Consider the following 24,886-nt stretch of genomic DNA (forward strand, 5'->3'; position numbering starts at 1 on the left):
TTATTTTTTCGCCTCTGTTTGAAAGCGTTTATAGTATGTCGATGCTGTTGAAAAATGAATTTCTATATCACGAATCAACGAGGAATCTTCTTCCTCTGCTAACTTCTGCAATTTTTTCATTGCTTGTTCTGATTCATTTAAGAAACCAACATATAGTTCATGTTCGTCCTCTTTCGACTTCGGCACACGAATTTCTTTACGCATATGATCAATATCTTCTAACATGCCCGTTGTTACCTTTTGCACGTCTTCTTTATATTTAGCATTAGTTATTTCCTTGCCGCCCTTTTCTTTCGCCACTTCCCATAACTGTAATGCTTTATTAATTTCTTTGTTCATCTTCACATCATACTTTTCATGTACCTCGCGATACACTTTCATCTCTTCTGTCTGTTCAGTAGATTGTTCTACCTTTTCTTTTGGTTCTTTCGCTTCTTTATTCCCATTACATCCTGCTAGAAGGATCATACTTCCCATTACAGCAATACCCAAAACCTTCTTCATCTCTTTTTCTCCTTTTATCTACAGCTACTACGAATTATAGTTTCCTTTATCTCCACTTGTTATTATACCGAGAACGCCCTGATTTTTGCACTCGAGACCACATCTTAATATATATACCAACATTTTTGTCACAGTATCGTCACTTTATGCAAATAACTTTTGCATGAGTTATTTCAAGGAAATGAAAAAAAAGAGCTGATTCAAAGAAATGTTTGAATCAGCTCTTTTTTGTTAAGCCTCTAAATTTTGTTGCAGTTCAAACTGCTTTTCACTTCTTTTTGCCATGAATAAATAGCATAACACAGCACCAATTTCACAAAGAGCTATAACAACACCCATAGGAAGTGCTGTATTACTTCCGCCAATACCTACTAGCGGTGCAACAAGCGCTCCTGAAATGAACTGTAATAAACCTAGTAAAGCTGATGCTGTTCCTGCAGCTTGTTTTTGATTTCTCATCGCTAACGAGAAGCCAGTTGTTGATACAACCCCAACACTTGATACAACGAGAAATAGCGAGCATAAAACACCGATTAGACCTATTCCTAATACGATTGTAAGTAGTAACGATAGACCGCCAACAGCCGCAATAACAATACCGGAAACAAATAATGTCTTCTCATCCACTTTTCCTGCTAAACGACCAGTAACTTGGCTAGCAATAATAATACCAATACCGTTAATTGCAAAGAACAAACTAAACTGTTGTGGTGATGCCCCGTATATATTTTGCAACACGAACGGTGAACCAGAAATATAAGCAAACATTGCAGCTGTTACTAATCCTTGCGACAATGCATAACCCATAAATAAACGATCTTTCAGAAGCTTTCCGTATGTCGCCAGCGTTCCCGACAAACCACCTGTCTCCCTTTCTTCAGGAGGTAATGTTTCACGTAATACGAAAGTAGCTGATATTAGCATGAATACACTAATTGCTCCAAGAACGATAAAGACGCCGCGCCATGATGTGAACTGTAATAATTGCCCTCCAATAATCGGTGCCAAAATAGGGGCTGCTCCGTTTACTAACATAAGCAGTGAGAAAAACTTCGTCATTTCAGAACCTGAATACATATCACGTACCATTGCACGTGATATAACGATACCAGCAGACCCTGAAGCACCTTGTAAGAAACGTAAAAGCACTAAACTCCAAATCGATGGTGCAACAGCACAAAGTAAAGAAGAAGCAACATAAATAATAAGAGCGATAATAAGAGGTTTGCGTCTTCCGTAAATGTCACTAATTGAACCAACAAATAACTGTCCTACTGAAAGCCCAAGCAGGCAAGCAGTTAATGTAAGCTGCGCAAGGGATGCACCCGTTTGTAAATCATCCGTTAACTTTGGTAAAGAAGGCAAATACATATCAATAGATAATGGCCCAATTGCCGTAAGTGTCCCTAATACAAGAATCATCCATAACCTGTTTGTCTTTACAGGTTTATATACTTCGTGATTAACTCCATTCATTTTTCCATTCACCCTTTCATATAAAGTGAAACTTTAATCAGTGGGGGTTTTGTTCATCCCCCACTGATTATTAGTTGAACCAATCGGGCGTTTACGGGCAGTTAATCTCCCACCTAACTTCTTTGCTCCAGCCGAATTTTGAGGTGGGAATTTTACTGCCCGTTAATGCGGGATAAACACTCAATCGTAACAATTATAGTTACAACATAAATATACGTCAAGTATACCGTATTTCCCTGTTTAATAATGTAAAAAAAAGCGATAGAATCTCTATCGCTTTACTTTTTCAAATTACTATTTGTAAATTTAGATACAGATGCCATCATTTCTCCTGTGTCTAAATATGTGATTTGAATTGGATCTCCTACTTCTGTAAACATTGCATATGGGAATTTCTTCGCTGGTACCATGAATACTCTTTGCTCGTTTTCTAATAATACGTACACAATCGTATTTTCGCCTGATTTTTCTTTATACACACGTTGTACAGTACCTTCTTTTTGCGCTTCTTTCCCATTTGAAGTTGGTCTAAATGAATCACCACTTCCGCTCAGCGCATTTTTATAATTCTCAAGGGCTTCTTTTTGCGTTGAACCTGACGCAAATACTTTTGCATTAGAAGCAGATATAACAGTATGAGCACGTACTAATCCCCCGTCATCAATAACTGGTACAATCCAAGAAGGTTTACCATATACGTTATAAATAACCGGCATTGTTCCATGCCATTTCTCTCTCTTAAAGGAATTATCCACTACTTCTGTAGCAGCCGAACCATCCATAATTCCCTTCACTTCTTTTCCGTTATAGTAATACAACTTCCCTGTACGTGCATCAACTAATGAGTAACCAAGGGCAGAATCTACTCCTTCTTTCGGAGAGGTAAAGTCTGTAAAGTAATACAGTTTACCATCCTTTCCGAAGATTGGCGTAACGCCTTCCTTCGTCCCCCACTCAGTCGGCATCTTCATGTCTGTTTGTGAGAATTTCGTGTTCCAAAATCCGTGAATATATTTTCCGAAGTACGTATTTAACGTAGATGCTGTTTCATGATTTAATACACCATCAACGAATTTAGGTGCATTCCCTTTATCATATCGTTTCACATCACCTGTTTGTGCATCAACAACGACAACGCCTTCTACTTCAAACCCTGATCTTCCTGAAATAAACTCACCGTATGTCATTGTATAATACGGTTTTCCTTTATCATCAACTTCAAATTTTGGTTTCCCTTTAAAAACTAAATCTGGCTCTGCTTTTCGAACGACACGTTCTAATTTATTACCGAAAAACATGCTTGGTACATACTTCATTTTATAACCAAGATGTAATTTCGCTTCCGCATCAGGATTTGTACCTGACATTGTTACGTAACCTGGAATTGTTTCCGCTTTACGTGCTTTAAAAAATCCCGAAACTTCTATCGGTGCTACATACAAGGCTTCACCATTTACCATTTGCGGTGTTAATTCCCCTAGCTCAAAATAAGCTACTTTCGGAATATCACCAAATACCTTTTTCATTTTATTTTCCGCTGTTTTAGGCGGAACTGTAAACGGTTGGTCATTTTCAGTAAATGGCTCTGAAATATCTTTCTCTATCTTCACGACCGAATCATATTTCTTTTGCGAGATTACTATATCGTGCAAATAACCAAAATAGCCGTAACTTGCGAGTAAAACAAACATTAGAAGTCCTTTTAACATACCTTCTAATTTCCCTACCTGCTCTTGTGAAAATAAAACAAGCCCAATTAAAATCGCTACTGCAACAGAATAATGAGTAAGAATAGAATCTGCTCGATCATCAATTAGCCAAAAATATTCATAGATTGCAATACCTATCCAAAATAAAACAGGAATAACTAAAACAGATGATTTCTTCCTCTTTACAACTTTCTCATTTCCTCCTTTATCCACCGCGCGAATTTTATTACCGCTTCTAGTCCATGGAATCAAAAACAAAGTGAGAATAGCTAAAACTATAAATTTCATCAAAGGCAATGTCCCCTTTTCTTTTGTCTTCTCCATAAGTATAACAAATAAAGGGTAATCAGGTAAAAATGGGAATGAAAATACTTTTAATTACTTATCACTGCGGCTTAATATAAATCCACTAACTACATATAAAACTGAAGCAATGTAAAAAATAGTCCCTATCGTAAAGAAATCCACTAAGTAACCAGTTGCAATTATAGCTACTCCGCCACCAATTGATGTCCATACATGGTATTTCCCAATTTCGTAACCAGCTTCCTTATGTGCTACCTTTCGTGCTAACGACGTCTTCTCCGTATTGCGCTGCACAGCACCTAAAACCCCCATTAAAATTTGGAGAATATATACATGCCAAACTTCTGTTGCAATAGGGAAACAAAGCATTAATATAGCCATAGACCAAGCGTATACAATTAATAACTTTCTATCACCTACACTATCAGAGATTCTTCCAACTAACGGATATACTAGAGCTGAAGTTAAGGCAAATAAGCCGTACGCCCAGCCAAATTGCGAGAAACTATTTCCAACATTTCGAAGCAATAGTATATAAAAAGGAAATACCATACTACCCGCCATCATAATAATGCTTTGTGAGGCCACAAATCTTCTATATGTCATTTGCTATACTCCTTATAAAATAAATTCACAAACCTTTCCTCTGGGTCTACTTCCTTCTTCTTCTGAAGGAATTCTTCTATGCGAGGATACGCTTTCTTTAGTTGCTCCTTTTCCGGATAAGAATAATACGGTAAATAATAACTTCCATTATGCTTTAAAGTAACATCAATCATCTTCTGAATGACCGCTTTTGTTTTCTTTATTTCACCCTCAGAACGTCCTTGATTAATTAGAAGCACAAGCGCAAACATATCATCTTTCGCATAAGATAGCACCGCATTCTCATTCTTTTCTACATAGCGGATTGTAATGTTAAGAAGGTTTAATTCCTCTTTAGTTAAAACGCTTCGCAAATCATCTATATACTCTGCAAAACCATCTATTGGTACAAAGTACTCTTGTAAAACTTCGGTCAAGTTTGGATTATCGTATTCCATAAAAGCACTATCAGATCTCATTACGTTATTTCGAGTTTCGTGCTTACCATCTGTACGTTCAAAATAACTTCTTTGTATATCCCAAAATGCGCCCTTTCCCCAGTCACTATAACGTGATAACCCAAGTAAGAATTTCGGCGCAGCTATAATATTTTCTTCTTTTAATTTGCTGTACTCTTTCAACTTCTGTTGATCTTCTGCCAGTACATAATCTGTCACATACATTTCTTTTAAAAATGAATTTGGGGCAACAGAAATACGTGCTAAATGCATACGTATATTCTCGTCCCTTCGCACTTTATTCTTAAAGTATGAAGAGTATTCTTTATAATCTAGTACCTTCGTATGCGTTTCATACAATTCATCGTTTGTTAACTGTAGCGTCACATCTAAAATCACACCAAACAATCCGTATCCCCCAATTACATACGGAAACAAGTCAGCATTTTCTTCTCTACTTACATTACGTACCGTACCATCTGCCATTAACAATCTGAACGACTCTACTGTATCAATCAATGCTTCATGACGAATATCACGCCCATGTACATTTACACTTAATGAACCACCAACAGTAAAAATATTTTGAGATTGCATCACTTGAACTGCAAGACCATATGGATTGATTTTCTTTTGAATGTCATTCCATGTGACACCGCTTTGTACCCTAATCCTCTTCTTCTCCGGATCGAATTCTAATATTTCATTATAGCCTTTCATATCAAGCATCGTACCGTTCGGATAATACGTCTGCCCGCCTTGGCTATGTTGCATACCTGCAATAGAAATCTTCTCTCCAGAAACATTTGCATCTTGCACTAACTTTTTTAATGACCTTTCATCCTCAGCATTTTCAACACGTTTAATTTTCGTTGGAAGCAACTTTCCTACATCACTCATAATAGGATGAGCCAATTGCTCTTTGTATGTATATATAGATGTCGCGAGCAACACGGTATACGCTACAATAACAACTGCTATCTTTCTTTTTTTCAAATGGCACTCTCCTTTTCTAACGTCCTTCCTCTTCATATTGTACCTATTTTCCTAAAAAAAGTATTAACAAAAAAGAGAGCGATCCTTATTTTAGGTCCCTCCCTCATCAAGACTGTTACTTTGCTGCTGGCAGCTGTATTGGCTCAAACTTTTCGTACGATGTATATTTTGCATTCGTAATAATGTGTGCCTTATCCTCACCATTACTACTCATAATCATATCTATCTTCGCTGATTCATATTTAAAATCTTTTGTAATGATATATTCTGCATCCACTTCTTCTATCTTTGCATTTTGTGCTTGTAGCATTTTCTTCTGCGTTTCATCCATGCTAGTTAACATACTTTCTGTTTCTTGCCCTTTTAATATGAACTTCAGCTTATATTTGTCTCCGCTTTTCTCCATCTTCATTTTATCTAAAACTACTGCTGGCACTTCTAAATTATCTACAATATCTTGAGTTGCTTTCATCCCGCCAGCATTTAATTGCTCCTCCGGTACAGATATAACTTCTCCTGTATTAGGATTTTTCACCTGACCAGCAACTTTACCATCCACAGCATACACTACAACATCTGTACCAGAAACATTCATTTCAGAACGAGAATTCTTTTTCTTTGGCTCTAATTGCATTTTAGCCTTTAGTACATCCATCTCTGTTCCTTCAGCTTTTATCCCTACATCATATGTCATCGTTACATGTTCTTCATTTTTAAAAGCTTCATTCGCTTTCTTGAAAACATCCTTCGCTGCTAATTCCTTTTCTTTTTGTACCGATTCTTTTTTTGGTTCATCCGTCTTTGTTGTTTTCTCATTACTACACCCTGCACCTAAAATAATTGCAAGGGCTAAACTAGAAGTTAAAATAAGTTTTTTCATAATTCTCCCTCCTTTCCAAAAGGATATCATCTATTTTCCTCTGAAATCTATATAATTTTTAATATTTCTATTTAACTTTATTCCTCTCCTAACAACATTTTTAAAGGAATACCTAAATATGATGTAAATAAAAACAATTAAATTCAGGAGGTCATTATGAAAGCAATTATTTACACAAAGTATGGACCACCTAATGTTCTCAAACTTCAAGATGTAGAGAAACCTATTCCTAAAAAGAATGAAGTATTAGTTAAGATTCACGCAACAAGTGTAACCACTGGAGATTGTAGAATGCGAAGCTTTACTAGTCCCCTATTATTTTGGATTCCTATGCGAATTATATTAGGTTTCAAAACACCAAGAAGACCTATACTCGGTGTAGAGTTATCTGGTGAAATTGAGGAAATAGGAACGGATGTAACTCAATTTGAAAAAGGAGACCAAGTCTTTGCACTAACGGAGCTGAACGTTGGTGGTTATGCCGAATACACATGTGTGCATGAAAGCGGATTGATAGCATTAAAGCCCCTCAATTTAACGTATGAAGAAGCTGCTGTTATTCCTTTTGGTGGAACTTCAGCATTACATTTTCTGAGAAAAGGGCACATAAAAAAGGGACAACAAGTACTTATATATGGCGCTTCCGGATCAGTAGGTACCGCTGCTGTGCAACTTGCTAAATATTTCGGTGCGACTGTTACAGCTGTTTGTAGTAATTCAAATTTTGAGTTAGTACAATCTTTAGGGGCGAATCACGTAATTGATTATACGAAAGAAGATTTTACAAAGCGCGATGAACGCTACGATATTATATTCGATGCAGTTGGAAAAATTAAAAAACCCCATTGCAAGAGCGCATTAACTGCTAACGGTAAATACGTGTCAGTCAATGGAACGATGGCAAAAGTAAGCAAAGAAGATATCCTTCTACTAAAAAGGCTAACGGAAGAAGAAAAATTAAAGCCAGTTATCGATAAAACTTACCCGTTAGAAGAAATTTCAGAGGCTCATACGTACGTAGAGACAGGACATAAAAAAGGTAATGTTTCCATTACCTTAAAATAAAATATATTCAGAAAATAATATTGACAATTCTTTTTATAAGATTTACTATTAGTACCATATTTAAAAACTAAATACACATACTCTTATCAAGAGTGGCGGAGGGACTGGCCCGATGATGCCCGGCAACCGAGCTTATAACGTATAAGCTAAGGTGCTAATTCCTGCAGAACGATTTTCGTTTTGGAAGATAAGAGAGGAACCTATTTCGTCTATTCGGCACCTCTCTTATTTTTGAGAGGTGCTTTTTATTTTGGAACGTATATTAAGGGGGAATTATAGATGAAAAAGGTATTAGTAAGTATTGTAAGTGGAGCTGTCTTATTGTTAGGCGCATGTGGTGCTAATTCTGATAAAGAGGTAAAAGCATTAGATGAGAAAAAGATTACCGTTGGTGTAACAGGCGGACCTCATGAACAAATTTTTGAAAAGGTGAAAGAAGTTGCAGCAAAAGATGGCCTCCAAATCGATGTAAAGGTATTTAATGATTATGTAGCACCAAACGTATCTTTAGATGAAAAAAGCCTCGATGTAAATAGCTATCAAACCAAATCTTATTTAGACGTATTTAAAGCTGAACGTAATATGAAATTAACTGAAGTATTTTCCACAGTAACATTCCCTATGGGCATATACTCTAAAAACTTAAAAGATGTAAAAGAATTAAAAGAGGGTGACGCAATTGCTGTCCCAAACGATCCAACAAATGAGCTTCGTGCTCTAAAGCTATTTGAAAAAGCAGGGGTTTTAAAAGTTGATCCAAAAGCTACAGAAAAGGCGACTGCAAAAGATGTAATTGAAAATCCGAAAAATTTAAAGATTGTTGAATTAGAGGCATCTCAACTACCAACGCAGCTAGGTGAAGTGAAGGCAGCTGCGATTAATACAAACTTTGCATTAGGTGCAAAATTAAGTCCAGCGAAAGATTCTATTTTCCGCGAAGGAAAAGATTCACCATATGTGAACTGGGTCGTTGTTCGTACTGAAAATAAAGATGATGCTGTTGTAAATAAATTAAAGAAAGCTTATCAATCTAAAGAAGTAAAAGATTTCATTGAGAAAAAATTCGATGGTTCTGTTTTACCGTCTTGGTAGGAGCTGACTATAATGATTGAATTAAAAAACGTCTCCAAAGTATTTACAACAAAAAAAGGAACTGTTGAGGCCCTTAAACCAACTTCCCTTAAAGTAAAAAAGGGCGAAGTATTTGGAATCATCGGATATAGCGGCGCTGGTAAAAGTACATTAATTCGCTGTGTAAATTTATTAGAAAAACCAACGACAGGAAATATCATTATAAACGATCAAAACTTAACAACCTTATCGACAAAGGAACTCGCAAAAGCGAGACAAAAGATCGGCATGATTTTTCAAGGATTCAATTTACTTAAAACCGTTACCGTTTATGAAAACATCGCACTACCCTTACGTCTATCTGGCCTTCCCAAAAATGAAATTGAAAAAAGGGTAGAAAAGTATTTACGCATTGTTGATCTCTTTAATAAAAAAGATGCCTATCCAAGTGAATTATCTGGTGGTCAAAAACAACGTGTAGCGATCGCCCGCGCACTATCTCATGAACCTGAAGTTTTATTAAGTGATGAAGCAACGAGCGCATTAGATCCGGAAACAACCGATTCTATTCTTGATTTATTATTAAAGATCAACGAAGAAATCGGAATTACGATTTTGCTAATTACACACGAAATGAATGTCATCCAGCGTATATGTGACCAAGTTGCTGTAATGGAACATGGATCTGTCGTTGAGAGTGGAACCGTAAAAGATATTTTCACAAACCCACAACATGTAACAACGAAGAAATTTGTAAATAGCGCATTTGCAGCTAAAATTCCAGAAGAGGTACAGAAAAAGCTACAAAGTACTGGAGAAATCGTAACACTTTCATTTATTGGAACCTCTTCAGGAGAGCCAGCGTTAGCTGTCGCTACAAAACGTTTCCACGTATATCCTAATATTTTATCAGGCAATATTACGCAGTTAAAACATGAGGCATATGGGAGACTGGTCGTTCATATGCAAGGTGAAAAAAGTGAAGTACACCGTGCCTTATCATTTTTACAAGAACAAGGAATTATCGTAGAAGGAGGTAGAACCGATTATGGGAAACAAATCCTTTTTGGATGAGTGGGGTAACTTAATATGGGAAGCAACAATTCAAACCTTTCAAATGACATCTATTTCACTACTTATCTCTATTCTAATTGCATTACCACTCGGTGTAACACTCGTTTTAACAAGACCTGGTGGCCAACTAGAGAATAAAATCGTATATCCGATTCTTAATACAATTATTAATGTCATTCGCTCTCTGCCATTTATCATTCTATTATTCTTTATTTTACCTTTTACAAAATTTCTAATGGGGACATCTATTGGTGTGCAAGGTGTTATCGTACCACTTGTCGTATTCACAGCTCCCTATATTGCTCGTTTAATGGAAACGGCTTTATTAGAAGTGGACCGTGGTGTTATTGAAGCATATCAAGCAATGGGAATTTCTACTTTAAAAATCATTTGGCACGTCATGGTTAAAGAAGCTCGTCCATCTCTCGTACTCGGATTAACAATCGCAACGATCGGCTTAATCGGTGCAACAGCAATGGCTGGACTTGTAGGTGCTGGAGGCCTTGGTGATCTCGCATATCGATTCGGGCATTTACGCTACGAACCTGAAGTAATGTATGCAACAGTCTTTATTTTAATCATTCTCGTTCAAGGATTACAGTCATTAGGGAATGGTATAGCGCGGAGATTGAAGAAAGATTAAAAAGAAGGTATCTCGCTGAAATGAGATACCTTCTTTTTTAGTAACTACTCAGCCATACATTTCATTTAGAAGTTGGATAAGGCGTATTATTCCGGCGAGAATACGCCCCTTATTGCCTATAGAAAGTTATTTTCATTTTTCAGCATATAGATTGCTACCATGAAGATAAAAATGGACCTACACCTTGCTACCTTTCTTTGTTTTAAAACTTTGTGCGTGGCAGGAAAAGGCACTGACCGCTCCTATACATAGCCAGTCACCCCTCGACCATTTTAAAAAATGCTTTTTCTGTCGGTTTTTCATAGAATGACTGAGTAGTTACCTCTTTTATTTATAAATTTATCTCTTAAATCCACCTTCTGAATGAATAACTTGCCCTGTAATCCACCCAGCTTCTTCGCTCACTAAAAACTTAATAAGCCTTGCTGCATCCTTTGGTTCACCAATTCTGCCAAAAGGAAACATCGGTGTTAACCCACGCTTTATCTCTTCAGTCATCCATCCCGTATTAGTTGGGCCTGGATTAATCGCATTAACCGTTATCCCTAAATGAGCCACTTCTGCTGATAACGTACTAGTGAGAGCGTCAATAGCTCCCTTCGTCGTTGCATACGCTAATTCTCCAGCCATAGGCCCTTTAAATTGTCCCGAAGTAATATTAACGATTCTACCACCTGATTCTTTATCAAATCCTTGAGCAAACTTACTACTTAACAATGTAGTGCCGCGAACATTTACCATATAATGTTTATCTAACTCTTCAGCAGTCAAATTGGAGAAATCATTATTCGTAGAGTACGCTGCGTTGTTAATTAATATATCAGGGTACCGCATTTGTTCAATAACTTTATTTATAAGTTGTTCCGGCGCATCATTCCGAGTTAAATCTAACTCCATACTTGATACTTCAACACCGCTTTGTATCAGCTCTTCTTTTAATTGTATTTGTTCGTTTGGATCAACGCCCCAAGGCATCTCTTTATCGTAATTCGTCCAGTACGTAAAAAATATATCGTATCCTGCTTCAGCTAATTCTTTACAAATCGCTGCTCCAATACCATCTAGACGACTAACACCTGTAACAACAGCTACTTTATTTTTCAATTGATTCATAATATACTCCTCCAAATTAAAGACGCATATTTTATAAAAGAGATATAAACTTTCCCGCAAAAAAAGACAGATACATAAAATAGGCATCTATCCTTACAAAAGGGATGTACAAGCCAAATATGCAGTCCTTGAATGATTTGTAGAGAACTAAATACACCCTCACTAATGAGAGAGAAAAATTCATCTATCCAATTTCTAATCATTACAAGCTCATCCACATACCTACTCTTTATCCCCTTTCAATATATCTCTATTATTAGTCTACCAAAAAAGATGAAATGTTACAAAAAATAAAACAATTACTCATAACCTATCTTTGTTCACATTTCCTCCATTGTGAACTTATTCACAATGGATATATAATAAACATGTAAATACAATACATTGGAGGGATTTCAATGGTTATCAATTTTTTAAGAACCGATAAACGCGCTACTTTCATATTATTATTTTTACGACTTTACATAGGATATGCATGGCTTGCTGCTGGAATAGGAAAAGTTTTCGGACAGTCTTTTGATGCAAGCGGTTTTCTAAAAGGAGCTATCGCTCAAGCATCAGGTAGTCACCCTGCAGTACAAGGTTGGTGGGCAGATTTCCTTCAACATTTTGTTCTTCCAAACGCAGATCTATTTAGCTTTTTAGTTCAATGGGGAGAAATTTTAGTAGGTCTCGGTTTGATTTTAGGTGGATTAACAAAAACAGCTGCATTTTTCGGAATCATAATGAACCTTTCATTTTTATTAAGCGGAACTGTTAGTGTAAACCCAAACCTGCTTATTTTAACTATGTTCATTTTAGTTGCAGGACAGAATGCTGGACGTATTGGATTAGATGGTTATGTTTTCCCAAAACTTTTCAAAAAAAATAACCGTGAAGCATATAAATTAAGTAAAACTGCATAAGAACAATTCATCTTTGAAATATCAAATAATAAGAAACACGATCATTTTCGCACATAAAACGAAACCGAAATCTATAATCAGATTTCGGTTTTTTGATATACAATAAATTACCTAAACTATTCACAATTTGATATAATACAAATTTATCTATAGAAGTAATTTATATTTATATAAACGTTATAATTTACCTTATAACGTTGGGCTATCTGAAAATCTAATAATACGTATACTTGTAGATGAACCAGAAGCAAGAGCTACAATCACAAGCTAAATAAAAAAAAATCCTTCCTTATGTATCCTGTCATTATAAAGTCCTAAAATCTTTCATACTTTCTCCAAGAATATAGTGTGAAAACCACATCAAATTCTGTTTCATAATAGCCACTCTCATTCCTGGCTGATCAGAACTATATGCCATTCCTTTAAATATAATTAATTCTGTATCAACTTCCATTTCTCTTAATCCTTGATGTAGCTCATATGCATTTGTAATTGGAATTCTTACATCCTTTTCCCCATGTTGAATTAAGGTAGGCGTACAGGCTGATTGAATATATGTCATTGGTGATGTTTTCTTATATATCTCTGGATCATTCCATGGATTATCTCCTAAATGCATTCTAATAAAGTAAGGGATATCTGTCTTTACATAATGGGTACTCCAATTAGTAATTCCACCGCCAACTGAAATAGCTTTAAATCTACTACTAAATGTAGAACAGAAAGCTGATATATATCCCCCATTGCTCCATCCCATAACTCCTACTCTATCTTTATCTACAATCCCCTTTTCAACTAGTTTATCTACTCCAGATATAATATCATCATAGTCAGCAATTCCCTGTTTTCTATAGTTTGCTTTTAAAAATTCATTACCATAACCAGAACTTCCTCTATAGTTTGGTTCTAAAACGATAAAGCCTTTTTCAACAAACTGTTCAATCGGATACTTCTCATTAAAACAGTCTGAAAATATCGGAAAAGATGCCCAAGCCGGACCACCATGGATTACTATTAATAAAGGATATTTTTTATTTGCGTCAAACTCTACTGGGGTTGATAAAACACCCTCTATTTCAAGACCATCACTACTTTTCCATGCGATTATTTCCCTATTACTTTTAAGCTTTCCTTCGAAAAAGCTATTTTCATTCGTTATTTTTTTATCGTCTAAATAGATTTCAAAAGTTTCATTTGTTATAGCCTTATTATAGGATATATGATTTCCATCTCTTGTGATAGAAGCATCCATTATAAAACTATCTACTTTTTCACTTAACATTTCTACAGTGCCATCCTCACATAGCAATCCAATAAGGTAATTCGTTTTATCCTGCCATCTAATTAAAATTCCTTTAGCTGTCCACTGTAATGGCATAACCGTACTATCAAAATTTGTTAAAGGTTGAATTACCTCTCCAGTATTCATATCATATATCTCTAATGTACTATCTTGTATATGGTTTCTATAGTAATCCTTCTCTCTTATGCTTGCTGAGTAACATATTTTGCTGCCTTCAGGAGAAAAACAAACGCTCCCGCCCAACAACTTATCTACATTCATCTTTTGTAGTTCCCCAGCTTCAACATCTAATATGTATAGATCACCATTCATATAATCGTTTAGGCTTGGTGTAGCCATAAATACAACCTTCTTCCCATCATTTGAAATATCAAATTCATGGATATGAAAATTATTTCCATCAGTTAGTTGATAAACAACGCTATTTTCGTGTGCATCTTTATCATTTTGTATCGCTTTTTCTATTTCAATGTAATATAAACAATTATTCTGATGTTCCTTACCTACATGGTGGAAATCTCCATATAGTTCCTTACGTTTCTTTATTTCCTCACATTCTTTTGACTGTGCAACATAATAAAAACCCCTGCCAGTAGGCTCCCATTTGAATGTACTGATTCCTTCTTTCTCATCAGTAATTTGAACCTCGGCATAGCCATCTATCGATTTAACAAAGATCTGATTTGTCTTATTCTCCCCATCATCAACTGGGCTAAGGTATGCGATATCTCTAGAATTTGGAGACCATAATAGGTATGTACTATCTATACCCCCAGTTGTTAACGGATAACTCTGTCCCTTATCTTTTTCATATATCCATACCTGATTCCTATATGTATTGTCTTTCCAGTTAGCTGTCTTCTTGACAAATGCTACGTTTTTGCCATCATCACTTATGTTTGTACTTGATAAGGCCGGTAATGAAATAATCTCTTCTATACTTAGATATTTCTTTTCATTTACTTTCATCAATATACCCCCTCGTAATGTCCATGAATCTATCGTCTCTTCTTGTCATAATAAAGGAAATTGTTCACGAATACTTAAAATGATAACGGAAGATTCAGATAAATAAAAGTGAATCCGATAAAATAAAACTTTAATCAGTAGGGTTCTATCCACTTATCAATTTTAGATGTTCATTTTCGGCACAAAAATACCCCTTTAGATAAAATATCCAAAGGGGTACAAATTCGTAAATTTATTTTAAAGCTACAACTATATTTATTAACTTACCAATCTCCTACTCAACAGTAACAGACTTAGCTAAGTTACGTGGCTTATCAACGTCACACTCGCGGTGAAGCGCTGCGTAGTATGAGATAAGTTGTAATGGAATTACTGCTACTAGCGGTGCTAGTGCTTCGTGTACAGCTGGTAATATGAAGCTGTCGCCTTCCATTTCTAAGCCTTTCATTGAGATGATACATGGGTTAGCTCCGCGTGCTACTACTTCTTTCACGTTACCACGAATTCCAAGGTTTACGTGCTCTTGTGTAGCAAGTGCGATAACTGGTGTACCGTTTTCGATTAAGGCGATTGTACCGTGTTTTAATTCTCCTCCAGCAAATCCTTCTGCTTGGATGTAAGAGATTTCTTTTAGTTTTAACGCACCTTCTAAACCTACGAAGAAGTCTACACTACGTCCGATGAAGAAGCAGTTACGCGTTGTTGCTAAAAATTGTTTTGCTAATGCGTCCATTTCTTCTTTTTGATCACAAAGTACTACCATTGCATTTGCTACAAGCCCTAATTCGTGTATTAAATCGAAATCAAGAACTTCACCTTTCGCTTTTGCAATGTCAGCTGCTAAGATTGAAAGTACTGCAAGCTGTGCTGTGTATGCTTTCGTCGATGCAACTGCGATTTCCGGTCCCGCATATAAAGGAAGTGTATAATCAGCTTCACGAGAAAGCGTAGAACCAGGTACATTTGTAATCGTTAATGCTTTATGACCCATTTCATTTGTTTGCACAAGTACTGCACGGCTATCAGCTGTTTCACCACTTTGTGAAATGTAAATGAAGAATGGTCTTTCTGTTAATAATGGCATGTTGTAAGAGAATTCACTTGCTACGTGTACTTCAACTGGTACTTTCGCAAATTTCTCGATGAATTGCTTTCCAACAAGACCTGCATGATAACTTGTTCCGCATGCAATGATGTAAATGCGATCGCTATCTAAAATTGCGTTACGGATATCTGCATCCAGTTCAATCTCGCCATTTTCACCTTGATACTTTTGAATAATATTACGGATTACAAGTGGTTGCTCATCGATTTCTTTTAGCATGAAATGAGGATACGTTCCTTTTTCAATATCACTTGCGTCTAATTCCGCTGTATAAGGTGCACGTTCAATCGTTTCACCTTGTAAGTTTTTAATTGTTATGCTTTCTTTTGTTACGATTACGATTTCTTTATCCATTAACTCAATAAATTGATCTGTAACTTGTAACATCGCCATAGCGTCGCTCGCCACAACATTAAAGTTGTCACCAACACCTACTAATAGCGGGCTTTTGTTTTTAGCAACATAAATCATGTTTGGATTTTCAGCATCAAGTAGTCCAATTGCGTAAGAACCATGTAAAAGAGATAACGTTTGACGGAACGCGTCTTCTACACTTAGTCCTGTACTTACTTGTTGTTCCATAAGCTGCACGATAATTTCTGTATCTGTTTCACTTACGAACGTTACATCTTGTAAATATTCTTTTTTCACTAATTCATAGTTTTCAATTACACCGTTATGAACTAGTGTAAAGCGTTTTGATGTACTTTGATGCGGATGCGCATTTAGTTTGCTTGGAACACCATGTGTAGCCCAACGTGTGTGACCGATTCCCACGCTTGCTGCTACATTCTCTTCTACGACTTCGCGAAGTTTTGCGATACGGCCTTTTTCTTTGTATACAACAACACCGTTCTCTGCTTGTACTGCAATACCTGCTGAATCATATCCGCGATATTCTAGCTTTTCTAAACCTTTTAATAAAATTTCCTTTGCATCTTGCTCTCCAATAAATCCTACGATTCCACACATGTTTAGTCGCCGTTACAAATGCTTACACTGCTCTGCGAACATGTAACGACATAGTCCGATACCATTTTTATTTATACTAAAAAACGGATTACATATTGCTAGCCCTGTAAGCTTGTAACGGCTTTCACCTTCCTCTCGATTGGGTTAAAGTCCGTATATACTTATACAGCTAGTATTCATCCGTTCCTCTTCTCTCATCACACTTTCACCTTTGTCCACTAAGTCACCTTAATGTTTTAAGTAAAAGTTTGCGGTTGTGATGAACAACCGGGAGTAATCCGCCGAAATCTCGATAAACTCCACCTCGTCAACTACACTACTTGTAGTTCTGGCGCTTTTATAATTTACAATATTTCCTTTGAGAAAAAGAACAAGACCATCGTATAACAAACAATATAAATCGTCAATGAAATTTTTTTCATTGTCTATAAAACATATGAAAAAGGAGCACTTTTTGTGCTCCTTTTAAATAAAATCGGCTAATTATTCAACGCCAACTTCAGCTTTCACAACTTCTACAATACGATGTACATACCCATCACAAATTTCTTGTGTCGGTGCTTCTGCCATTACACGAATAAGTGGTTCTGTTCCAGATGGACGAACAAGAATACGACCTTCTCCATTCATTTCTTCCTCTACAACACGAATAATTTCTTTAATTTTTTCATTTTCTAATGCTAGTTTTTTATCTGTTACACGAACGTTTACTAGTAATTGTGGGAATTTTGTCATCTCACCTGCAAGCTCAGATAATGGCTTTTTCGTCATTTTCATGATGTTTACAAGTTGAAGTGCACTTAACATTCCATCACCAGTTGTAATGTAATCAAGTAAGATAATGTGACCTGATTGTTCTCCGCCCAGGTTATATCCACCACGTTTCATTTCTTCCATTACGTAGCGGTCACCAACTGCTGTTTTATCACTTGTAATACTGTTTGCTTCAAGTGCTTTGTAGAAACCTAAGTTACTCATAACTGTTGAAACAACTGTATTATGTTTTAATTGACCAGTTTCTTTCATATACTTCGCGCAAATAAACATAATTTGATCGCCATCAACGATGTTTCCTTTTTCATCTACAGCGATTAAACGGTCGCCATCACCATCAAAAGCAAGTCCGATATCCGCACCTTTTTCTTTTACTAATTCAGCTAAGACCTCTGGATGTGTAGATCCTACGCCTTCGTTAATATTCATACCGTTTGGAGAAGTTCCCATCGTTGAAATATCAGCTTCTAAGTCTGCAAATAAGTATGGAGCTAAAGAAGAAGTCGCACCGTGTGCGCAATCTAAAGCGATATGTAAACCAGAGAAATCTTCCTCTACAGTTTGTTTAATGTATTGTAAATATTTTTGTCCACCTTCAAAGTAATCACTCACTTGGCCAAGGTTAGTACCTGTTGGACGTGGTAACTCGTCAACTTCTTTGTCTAATAATGCTTCAATTTCTGCTTCTTGCTCATCTGTTAATTTAAAGCCATCTGAACCAAAGAACTTAATTCCATTATCTTGTACTGGATTATGAGATGCAGAAATCATAACACCCGCTTGTGCATCTAAAGCTTTTGTTAAATAAGCCACACCTGGTGTAGAAATAACACCAAGACGCATTACTTCTGCTCCAGTTGATAATAGACCTGCTACTAAAGCTCCTTCTAACATATGTCCAGATATACGTGTATCACGGCCAATAATTACTTTTGGACGATCTGTATCTTTTGTTAATACATAGCCACCAAAACGTCCAATTTTGAATGCTAATTCAGGTGTTAATTCCTTATTTGCAACCCCGCGTACTCCGTCTGTACCAAAATATTTACCCATTATTATTCGCTCCTTTTTCGTGCTCTTTTTGATTATCTACTGTTGGTTCTTGGCTCGTTTCTTGGCCATTTTCTTTTTCTTTTTCTTTTTCTTTTTCTTTTTCTTTATTTTTATCTTTTTCCTGATCCTTTTCTGGATCCGGTTCAGGATTTTTTGGTTTTTCAGTTTGATTTTCTTGATTGTTTTTTGCATCTGGTGGTTCAATATTACCTTGTACTTCTTTATCCGGCTTTTCTTTCTTCACAATTGTGACTTTAGCACTTTTTTGTTTTGCTTCTATCGAAATATTACCAGGACCGCTCACTTGAATAGAAACATCCTTCGTCCCCGGAGATACATTTTGTAGATTAATCGCCGCTGTTATTTGAGCAGCTGTTATTTTATCTACTATACTTGCTTCTCCTGAAATATCAACGCTTATCTTTCCATCTTGTGGCGAAAGTAGCTGAGCAGTAACATCATTCGGAATTCCATTTTTTTGAATCGGGATACCATCAATCGTTTTACTTTTCGTTTGTTTTACCTTTTGTACCCCTACGGAAACCTTCACTTGATTTGGTTTTGCACTTGTTACACCTTTTGGCAATAAAACAGAGGCATCGAATGTTGTAGAATCCGTCAATTGACTAAGATCTACCTCGACCCCCTCTATAGATTGTATATTATCCAAAATGTCTTTTGGACCTGCTATCGTTACTTCTTTTGGTTCAATACTAATATTTGTAACAGCTAAACCTTCTGGTAAATTCCCTTTTTTCGAATATGTTAAAGGAACTGTTTTTTCGACGTTATTTGCTGTAGCTTGCGTCGCCACATTCAACGTTACACTAATTTTAGATGGACTTGTTCTTACATTTAAACGTTTTCCTTCTTTATTGTATAATGTAACTTCGGGTGTTTTTGTAACAGTTTTATTAACACCTTTCAAATCAATATACGCCTTAGCAGATGAAATACTTTCGATTTCTTCTTTCGTCCCAACTACCTCAACAGTATCAGGTTTAATGTTTGATTTTTCGAGAGTAGCACCCGCTGGCATCTGATCCTCATTTGATAATTTTAAGTCTACATGAACATATTTTCTCGCTTTTTCATGAAGAGTAACTTTGATTGTTGCTGGTTGGACTGTTCCTTTCACATCATCTGGAAGCCCATTCGCTTTTAAAGAAACTTCATAAGTTCCTTTTGGACTATCTCGCAAATCAACTGATATATCAAATTGTTTTTTTGCTTTTGCTGTAGCAACTGCTGATTTTGGACCTTCCAACTTCACCTTGACTCCACCTGATGGAATACCACTTACAATATATTTCTCTTCATCATACTTAAGGGTAATAGGATAATCAGTTAATGTTTCTTTCGTTTCATTTACGAAAGGTAATATACTCGATGTCGTATTTTTTTCAGTTAAAGTTGCTGACATGAAAAGCATACACGCCAATAGTAATGAGATTCCTTTTAAAAACCAATGATTCTCCATTAACTTATCCATGACGCTTTCTCCTCCAATTCCATAAAGACGAAGAAGTCGTTTTTTCATTCCCACTAAATTCTGCTAACAACATGTCCTTCAGCTGTTCTGTCTTCAAATCACGATGTAACTTACCGTTTTTCGTTAAAGAAATTTGGCCTGTTTCTTCCGACACAACTACTGTAATACTATCAGTGACTTCACTAACTCCCATTGCAGCGCGATGCCTAGTTCCTAACTCCTTAGAAATAAATGGGCTTTCTGATAACGGAAGGTAACATGCTGCTGCTTTAATTGTACTTCCCTGCATAATTACTGCTCCATCATGAAGAGGGGTATTAGGGATAAAAATATTAATGAGTAATTCCGATGACACATTTGCATTTAGCGGAATACCCGTTTCTACATAATCATCCACCCCAGTCTCTTTTGACAAAGTAATTAGTGCACCAATTCTACGTTTTCCCATATATTCCGTTGCTTTCGCTATCGCTGTTGCAACAATTTCAGGTTCATCGTCCTCGTGAGTTCCCACACGCGAAAATAAGCTACCCCGTCCTAGCTGCTCAAGTGCTCTTCTCAATTCTGGCTGGAAGATAATAATAACGGCTAAAAATCCCCACGTTAATACTTGTTCCGTTAGCCAATATAGCGTATGCAATTCAAGTAAAATACTAATCATCCGGACGACAATAATAACTGTAATACCTTTTAAAAGTTGCACAGCCTTCGTGCCCCGAATTATAAGAATTAGCTTATATATAATAAACCATACAACAGCAATATCTAATGCCGTACTAAGATATTTCAAAATGGTCGTATCTTCAAAAGGCATGCTAACCCTTCCTCCTACTTACGAGCAATTCTATCCATATATTGAAATATTATTTTATGCTCTATCTGTATGTATTTCCAACAACTAGTTAATTATACCATACATGAACCAAACGACAATTACAAACGCCCCCCTTTAGCTTAAATTGGTAAGATGTCAAACTTTCTTATCCTACAGTATAATATAAGTCATTATTATACGCCTATTTTCAAATAAAAAAAGCAACTTCTCAGTTGCTTTTCTTACATTTATTTTAGTTTTTCACCGAATAAAGAACCCATTAAAGCAACCGCTGTTGTTGCTGTTCTATTTCTCTCATCTAAAATCGTATTTACTTCAACAAATTCAGCAGATGTAACAATATCAGCTTCTGCTAACATTTCCATCGCTAGGTGGCTTTCACGATACGATAAACCACCAATTACAGGCGTCCCAACTCCTGGTGCATCATGAGGATCAAGACCATCTAAATCTAATGATAAATGAACACCGTCAGTATGAGATAAGTAAGCAATTGTTTCTTCCATAACAGCCGTCATACCCATACGATCAATTTCATGCATTGAAAATACTTTAATGCCTTCATTACGAATAAAGTCTTTTTCCCCTTCATCTAATGCACGTGCACCTATAATTACAACGTTCTCTTTTTTTACTTTCGGGTATGCCCCGTATAAATCTACAAGTGAAGAATGTCCATAACCTAAACTTGCAGCAAGTGACATACCGTGAATATTTCCAGATGGTGATGTTTCTTCTGTATTTAAATCACCGTGTGCATCATACCAAATAACACCTAAATTTTTATAATGTTTCGCCACACCAGCTAGCGTACCGATAGCAATACTATGATCACCGCCTAATACAAGTGGAAAACGACCTTCTTCTATAATATGATCAACCTTAGTCGCTAGTTCATTACATACAGTTGCAACTTGAGTAAGGTTTCGTAACTTTGTATTTTCATCTACTTCTTTTTCTCTCTCTATACATATATCTCCCATATCTTTTACGTCATATCCAATTTGTTCAATTCTTTCAACTACCCCTGCATAACGGATCGCGCTTGGTCCCATATCAACCCCGCGACGCATCTGTCCTAAATCCATTGGAACTCCAATAACTGAGATTTCTTTTTTCATAGATAGTATCCCCCTTTTATGCCTTCACTAAATATTTTAAATCTTTTATATAGTCTGACTCAACTCGACATTTTTCTGCATGGATATACATTTTATTCACTTATATTTACGTTGGATTCCCGATTTTTAAACTATTCTATGTATAAAGTTAACTTAATGAAATAACTACTATCACTATTATTAGATAATAATTAAAAATGCTTCTACATTTAGAAGCGTTTTTCTGATGCTAGTTTCCACACTGCTGCAATATTTTTTGCTGTCATTTCGATATTCTCTTCTGCCCTTTTATATGCTTCTTCTAATGTCATTGGACTAGCTGTAATACTAAATACTGCATCAATTCCCTTTTCATAAACAATTGTATAGTTCGGAGATACAGATCCACCAATAGCAATTACAGGAATATGACGACATTTCGCCCGCTTCGCGACACCAACAGGGGCTTTTCCATAAGCTGTTTGTTCATCTATTCTTCCCTCACCAGTTATAATAAGATCAGCACCCTCTATACACTTATCAAAATTTGTATAATCTAATACAATTTCAATCCCTTTTCTTAGCCGTCCCTTTAGCACTGCAACGACAGCAGCTCCCATTCCTCCAGCTGCCCCCGCACCCGGTATTTCAGATACATCAAAAGACACATGTTGTTTAAGTATATTAGCATAATGTTTTAAATTCTCATCTAGCTCTTTCATCATCTCTACATTCGCACCTTTTTGTCTCGCAAATACAAAAGACGCCCCGCTCAGTCCAACTAAAGGGTTATCTACATCACATGCTGCTTCTAACTTTATATCTTCCAGGCGTGAATCAATCCTAGAAAGGTCAACAGTGGTTATCCAATGTAATGTCCCTCCAGAGGGTTCTATTACCTCACCTTTCTTATTTATAAATCTTGCGCCTAAGGCAGATAGCATACCAGCCCCACCATCATTTGTAGCACTTCCTCCAAGCCCTAAAATAATGTGTTTAACTCCTTGATCTAATGCATGTAATATAAGTTCACCTGTCCCTTTTGTAGTTGTAATAAGTGGGTTTCTCTTTTCAGTTGGAACGTGTTGTAATCCTGATGCTGCTGCCATTTCAATAAATGCTGTCTTCTTATCCTTAGACATACCATAAAATGCTTGCACGCTCTCTCCAAGCGGACCTGTCACATTAAGTGATATAATTCTCCCCATTGTAGCGCCAACAAGAGATTCAACCGTTCCTTCGCCTCCATCTCCAATTGGTACTTTAACATACTCTGCTTTAGGAAAAATTGCTGCAAAGCCTCTTTCAATAGCTTCACATACCTCTATAGCTTTCAGGCTTTCTTTATATGAATCCGATGCAATGACAACTTTCATAGTTACCTCCCTCTTATTCAATCCCTTTGTTTCATTTTAAACGATATACGGAAAAGTTGCCTTTTGGAGTGGAATTTAAACACAAAAAAAGCTTACATCATTTGATGTAAGCTTTCCCTATTTATATGGAGCCTAGCGGGATCGAACCGCTGACCTCCTGCGTGCAAGGCAGGCGCTCTCCCAGCTGAGCTAAGGCCCCTTAGTAATTAAGCGGAAGACGGGATTCGAACCCGCGACCCCAACCTTGGCAAGGTTGTATTCTACCACTGAACTACTTCCGCGAAAATGGTGAGCCATGAAGGATTCGAACCTTCGACCCTCTGATTAAAAGTCAGATGCTCTACCAACTGAGCTAATGGCTCGTAAATGGCTGGGCTAGCTGGATTCGAACCAGCGCATGACGGAGTCAAAGTCCGTTGCCTTACCGCTTGGCTATAGCCCATTAATATTTACTAGTATGGTTATCTTTTCAAAAAAATAAACCCTTTCAGGTTATTTTAAAGAAAATGGTGGAGGGGGGCAGATTCGAACTGCCGAACCCAAAGGAGCGGATTTACAGTCCGCCGCGTTTAGCCACTTCGCTACCCCTCCGACATTTAAAAATATATGGTGGAGGATGACGGGATCGAACCGCCGACCCCCTGCTTGTAAGGCAGGTGCTCTCCCAGCTGAGCTAATCCTCCAAAAGTGATGACCCGTACGGGATTCGAACCCGTGTTACCGCCGTGAAAGGGCGGTGTCTTAACCACTTGACCAACGGGCCAAAAGAATAAAAACTTTTCCCAAGCTTCCAACCGGGCTTGAACCGGTGACCTCTTCCTTACCATGGAAGTACTCTACCAGCTGAGCTATGGAAGCATAATGGCTCCGCAGGTAGGAATCGAACCTACGACCGATCGGTTAACAGCCGATAGCTCTACCGCTGAGCTACTGCGGAATAATATAAGCCTGGCAACGTCCTACTCTCACAGGGACAAGGTCCCAACTACCATCGGCGCTAGAGAGCTTAACTTCCGTGTTCGGTATGGGAACGGGTGTGACCTCTCTGCCATCATTACCAGACTTTTATCATTATACACATTCTTTTCAGAATGTCCAAAGGAATTTTAAATATATATT

19 protein-coding genes, 9 tRNA genes, 1 rRNA gene, 1 pseudogene and 1 riboswitch are annotated in these 24,886 nt (G+C 36.8%); of the genes and pseudogenes, 5 read left to right on the forward strand and 25 right to left on the reverse strand.

The window, feature by feature from the left end; genetic code table 11:
• From ACE38F_RS00610 to ACE38F_RS00635, 6 genes are all read right to left on the reverse strand, one after another.
• Positions 1 to 504 (reverse strand): hypothetical protein, encoded by a 504-nt coding sequence (locus ACE38F_RS00610; RefSeq protein WP_215554988.1) that lies wholly within the window; start codon positions 502 to 504, stop codon positions 1 to 3.
• Between the two features lie 231 nt (positions 505 to 735).
• Positions 736 to 1,980 carry a multidrug effflux MFS transporter gene (locus tag ACE38F_RS00615; protein WP_375371279.1) on the reverse strand — a complete coding sequence of 415 codons (1,245 nt, stop codon included), beginning with the start codon at positions 1,978 to 1,980 and terminating at the stop codon, positions 736 to 738.
• Between the two features lie 278 nt (positions 1,981 to 2,258).
• Positions 2,259 to 3,977 (reverse strand): DUF3981 domain-containing protein, encoded by a 1,719-nt coding sequence (locus ACE38F_RS00620; RefSeq protein ID WP_375371303.1) that lies wholly within the window; start codon positions 3,975 to 3,977, stop codon positions 2,259 to 2,261.
• Positions 3,978 to 4,067: 90 nt separating this feature from the next.
• Positions 4,068 to 4,601, reverse strand: a complete 534-nt coding sequence (locus tag ACE38F_RS00625) for an MFS transporter (RefSeq protein WP_375371278.1) — start codon at positions 4,599 to 4,601, stop codon at positions 4,068 to 4,070.
• A complete protein-coding gene (locus ACE38F_RS00630; RefSeq protein WP_375371277.1) occupies positions 4,598 to 6,034 on the reverse strand; it encodes an FAD-binding protein in 1,437 nt (478 codons plus the stop codon). The genes ACE38F_RS00625 and ACE38F_RS00630 overlap by 4 nt, the downstream gene beginning before the upstream one ends.
• A gap of 115 nt (positions 6,035 to 6,149) precedes the next feature.
• Entirely contained in the window at positions 6,150 to 6,914 is a 765-nt protein-coding gene (locus ACE38F_RS00635; protein WP_215554984.1) for a hypothetical protein, read from the reverse strand.
• 156 nt (positions 6,915 to 7,070) lie between these two features.
• Between ACE38F_RS00635 and ACE38F_RS00640 the strand changes: the two genes are divergently transcribed.
• The 4 genes from ACE38F_RS00640 to ACE38F_RS00655 all read left to right on the forward strand — a co-directional run bounded on the left by ACE38F_RS00640 (position 7,071) and on the right by ACE38F_RS00655 (position 10,767).
• Positions 7,071 to 7,979: an NAD(P)-dependent alcohol dehydrogenase gene (locus tag ACE38F_RS00640; RefSeq protein WP_375371276.1), complete on the forward strand. Its 909-nt coding sequence runs from the start codon at positions 7,071 to 7,073 to the stop codon at positions 7,977 to 7,979.
• Between the two features lie 80 nt (positions 7,980 to 8,059).
• Positions 8,060 to 8,173, forward strand: a riboswitch (SAM riboswitch).
• Positions 8,174 to 8,258: 85 nt separating this feature from the next.
• Positions 8,259 to 9,071, forward strand: a complete 813-nt coding sequence (locus ACE38F_RS00645; RefSeq protein WP_215554982.1) for a MetQ/NlpA family ABC transporter substrate-binding protein — start codon at positions 8,259 to 8,261, stop codon at positions 9,069 to 9,071.
• 12 nt (positions 9,072 to 9,083) lie between these two features.
• Positions 9,084 to 10,124 (forward strand): methionine ABC transporter ATP-binding protein, encoded by a 1,041-nt coding sequence (locus ACE38F_RS00650; protein WP_215554981.1) that lies wholly within the window; start codon positions 9,084 to 9,086, stop codon positions 10,122 to 10,124.
• A complete protein-coding gene (locus ACE38F_RS00655; RefSeq protein ID WP_215554980.1) occupies positions 10,099 to 10,767 on the forward strand; it encodes a methionine ABC transporter permease in 669 nt (222 codons plus the stop codon). Before ACE38F_RS00650 ends, ACE38F_RS00655 begins: the two co-directional genes overlap by 26 nt.
• Positions 10,768 to 11,106: 339 nt before the next feature.
• Here the strand turns inward: ACE38F_RS00655 and ACE38F_RS00660 are convergent, their stop codons facing one another.
• Complete coding sequence (locus ACE38F_RS00660) at positions 11,107 to 11,880, reverse strand: SDR family oxidoreductase (RefSeq protein ID WP_375371275.1); 774 nt, start codon at positions 11,878 to 11,880, stop codon at positions 11,107 to 11,109.
• 398 nt (positions 11,881 to 12,278) lie between these two features.
• On the opposite strand from ACE38F_RS00660, the gene ACE38F_RS00665 reads away from it, so the two are divergent.
• Positions 12,279 to 12,785 (forward strand): DoxX family membrane protein, encoded by a 507-nt coding sequence (locus tag ACE38F_RS00665; protein WP_002202045.1) that lies wholly within the window; start codon positions 12,279 to 12,281, stop codon positions 12,783 to 12,785.
• A gap of 304 nt (positions 12,786 to 13,089) precedes the next feature.
• Here ACE38F_RS00665 and ACE38F_RS00670 read toward each other — a convergent pair whose 3' ends face one another.
• The 18 genes and pseudogenes from ACE38F_RS00670 to rrf form a co-directional block, all read right to left on the reverse strand.
• Positions 13,090 to 15,057: a S9 family peptidase gene (locus ACE38F_RS00670; RefSeq protein WP_375371274.1), complete on the reverse strand. Its 1,968-nt coding sequence runs from the start codon at positions 15,055 to 15,057 to the stop codon at positions 13,090 to 13,092.
• A gap of 274 nt (positions 15,058 to 15,331) precedes the next feature.
• Positions 15,332 to 17,134: a glutamine--fructose-6-phosphate transaminase (isomerizing) gene (gene glmS / locus ACE38F_RS00675; RefSeq protein ID WP_375371273.1), complete on the reverse strand. Its 1,803-nt coding sequence runs from the start codon at positions 17,132 to 17,134 to the stop codon at positions 15,332 to 15,334.
• 12 nt (positions 17,135 to 17,146) lie between these two features.
• Positions 17,147 to 17,332, reverse strand: a pseudogene (locus ACE38F_RS00680) (hypothetical protein).
• A gap of 285 nt (positions 17,333 to 17,617) precedes the next feature.
• Positions 17,618 to 18,964, reverse strand: a complete 1,347-nt coding sequence (glmM, locus tag ACE38F_RS00685) for a phosphoglucosamine mutase (protein ID WP_375371272.1) — start codon at positions 18,962 to 18,964, stop codon at positions 17,618 to 17,620.
• Entirely contained in the window at positions 18,957 to 20,456 is a 1,500-nt protein-coding gene (locus ACE38F_RS00690) for a CdaR family protein (RefSeq protein WP_375371271.1), read from the reverse strand. The genes glmM and ACE38F_RS00690 overlap by 8 nt, the downstream gene beginning before the upstream one ends.
• Entirely contained in the window at positions 20,449 to 21,270 is an 822-nt protein-coding gene (cdaA, locus tag ACE38F_RS00695) for a diadenylate cyclase CdaA (protein WP_002191712.1), read from the reverse strand. The genes ACE38F_RS00690 and cdaA overlap by 8 nt, the downstream gene beginning before the upstream one ends.
• Positions 21,271 to 21,518: 248 nt before the next feature.
• Positions 21,519 to 22,412 carry an arginase gene (gene rocF, locus ACE38F_RS00700; RefSeq protein WP_002009861.1) on the reverse strand — a complete coding sequence of 298 codons (894 nt, stop codon included), beginning with the start codon at positions 22,410 to 22,412 and terminating at the stop codon, positions 21,519 to 21,521.
• A gap of 209 nt (positions 22,413 to 22,621) precedes the next feature.
• Positions 22,622 to 23,767, reverse strand: coding sequence for a glycerate kinase (locus ACE38F_RS00705; protein ID WP_375371270.1), 1,146 nt, complete (start codon positions 23,765 to 23,767; stop codon positions 22,622 to 22,624).
• 126 nt (positions 23,768 to 23,893) lie between these two features.
• A tRNA-Ala gene (locus ACE38F_RS00710) sits at positions 23,894 to 23,966 on the reverse strand.
• A 10-nt stretch (positions 23,967 to 23,976) separates the two neighbouring features.
• A tRNA-Gly gene (locus tag ACE38F_RS00715) sits at positions 23,977 to 24,048 on the reverse strand.
• A 5-nt stretch (positions 24,049 to 24,053) separates the two neighbouring features.
• Positions 24,054 to 24,129 (reverse strand) — tRNA-Lys (locus ACE38F_RS00720).
• 5 nt (positions 24,130 to 24,134) lie between these two features.
• Positions 24,135 to 24,209, reverse strand: a tRNA-Gln gene (locus ACE38F_RS00725).
• Between the two features lie 65 nt (positions 24,210 to 24,274).
• Positions 24,275 to 24,358, reverse strand: a tRNA-Tyr gene (locus ACE38F_RS00730).
• A 16-nt stretch (positions 24,359 to 24,374) separates the two neighbouring features.
• A tRNA-Val gene (locus ACE38F_RS00735) sits at positions 24,375 to 24,450 on the reverse strand.
• Between the two features lie 8 nt (positions 24,451 to 24,458).
• Positions 24,459 to 24,530, reverse strand: a tRNA-Glu gene (locus ACE38F_RS00740).
• Between the two features lie 22 nt (positions 24,531 to 24,552).
• A tRNA-Thr gene (locus ACE38F_RS00745) sits at positions 24,553 to 24,625 on the reverse strand.
• 4 nt (positions 24,626 to 24,629) lie between these two features.
• Positions 24,630 to 24,704 (reverse strand) — tRNA-Asn (locus tag ACE38F_RS00750).
• 9 nt (positions 24,705 to 24,713) lie between these two features.
• Positions 24,714 to 24,829 (reverse strand): 5S ribosomal RNA (gene rrf, locus ACE38F_RS00755).
• Positions 24,830 to 24,886 lie beyond the last annotated feature (57 nt).

It is taken from the genome of Bacillus altaicus, from assembly GCF_042136375.2.
Classification (GTDB): Bacteria; Bacillota; Bacilli; order Bacillales; family Bacillaceae_G; genus Bacillus_A; species Bacillus_A cereus_U.

Coding starts and splice junctions, on each gene's coding strand:
- rocF (WP_002009861.1), bottom strand. CDS start 22,412: ATGAAAAAAGAAATCTCAGTTATTGGAGTTCCAATGGATTTAGGACAG.
- glmS (WP_375371273.1), bottom strand. CDS start 17,134: ATGTGTGGAATCGTAGGATTTATTGGAGAGCAAGATGCAAAGGAAATT.
- ACE38F_RS00620 (WP_375371303.1), bottom strand. CDS start 3,977: ATGAAATTTATAGTTTTAGCTATTCTCACTTTGTTTTTGATTCCATGG.
- ACE38F_RS00660 (WP_375371275.1), bottom strand. CDS start 11,880: ATGAATCAATTGAAAAATAAAGTAGCTGTTGTTACAGGTGTTAGTCGT.
- ACE38F_RS00640 (WP_375371276.1), top strand. CDS start 7,071: ATGAAAGCAATTATTTACACAAAGTATGGACCACCTAATGTTCTCAAA.
- ACE38F_RS00645 (WP_215554982.1), top strand. CDS start 8,259: ATGAAAAAGGTATTAGTAAGTATTGTAAGTGGAGCTGTCTTATTGTTA.
- ACE38F_RS00610 (WP_215554988.1), bottom strand. CDS start 504: ATGAAGAAGGTTTTGGGTATTGCTGTAATGGGAAGTATGATCCTTCTA.
- ACE38F_RS00665 (WP_002202045.1), top strand. CDS start 12,279: ATGGTTATCAATTTTTTAAGAACCGATAAACGCGCTACTTTCATATTA.
- ACE38F_RS00615 (WP_375371279.1), bottom strand. CDS start 1,980: ATGAATGGAGTTAATCACGAAGTATATAAACCTGTAAAGACAAACAGG.
- ACE38F_RS00625 (WP_375371278.1), bottom strand. CDS start 4,601: ATGACATATAGAAGATTTGTGGCCTCACAAAGCATTATTATGATGGCG.
- ACE38F_RS00650 (WP_215554981.1), top strand. CDS start 9,084: ATGATTGAATTAAAAAACGTCTCCAAAGTATTTACAACAAAAAAAGGA.
- ACE38F_RS00690 (WP_375371271.1), bottom strand. CDS start 20,456: ATGGATAAGTTAATGGAGAATCATTGGTTTTTAAAAGGAATCTCATTA.
- ACE38F_RS00635 (WP_215554984.1), bottom strand. CDS start 6,914: ATGAAAAAACTTATTTTAACTTCTAGTTTAGCCCTTGCAATTATTTTA.
- cdaA (WP_002191712.1), bottom strand. CDS start 21,270: ATGCCTTTTGAAGATACGACCATTTTGAAATATCTTAGTACGGCATTA.
- ACE38F_RS00670 (WP_375371274.1), bottom strand. CDS start 15,057: ATGAAAGTAAATGAAAAGAAATATCTAAGTATAGAAGAGATTATTTCA.
- ACE38F_RS00705 (WP_375371270.1), bottom strand. CDS start 23,767: ATGAAAGTTGTCATTGCATCGGATTCATATAAAGAAAGCCTGAAAGCT.
- ACE38F_RS00655 (WP_215554980.1), top strand. CDS start 10,099: ATGGGAAACAAATCCTTTTTGGATGAGTGGGGTAACTTAATATGGGAA.
- glmM (WP_375371272.1), bottom strand. CDS start 18,964: ATGGGTAAATATTTTGGTACAGACGGAGTACGCGGGGTTGCAAATAAG.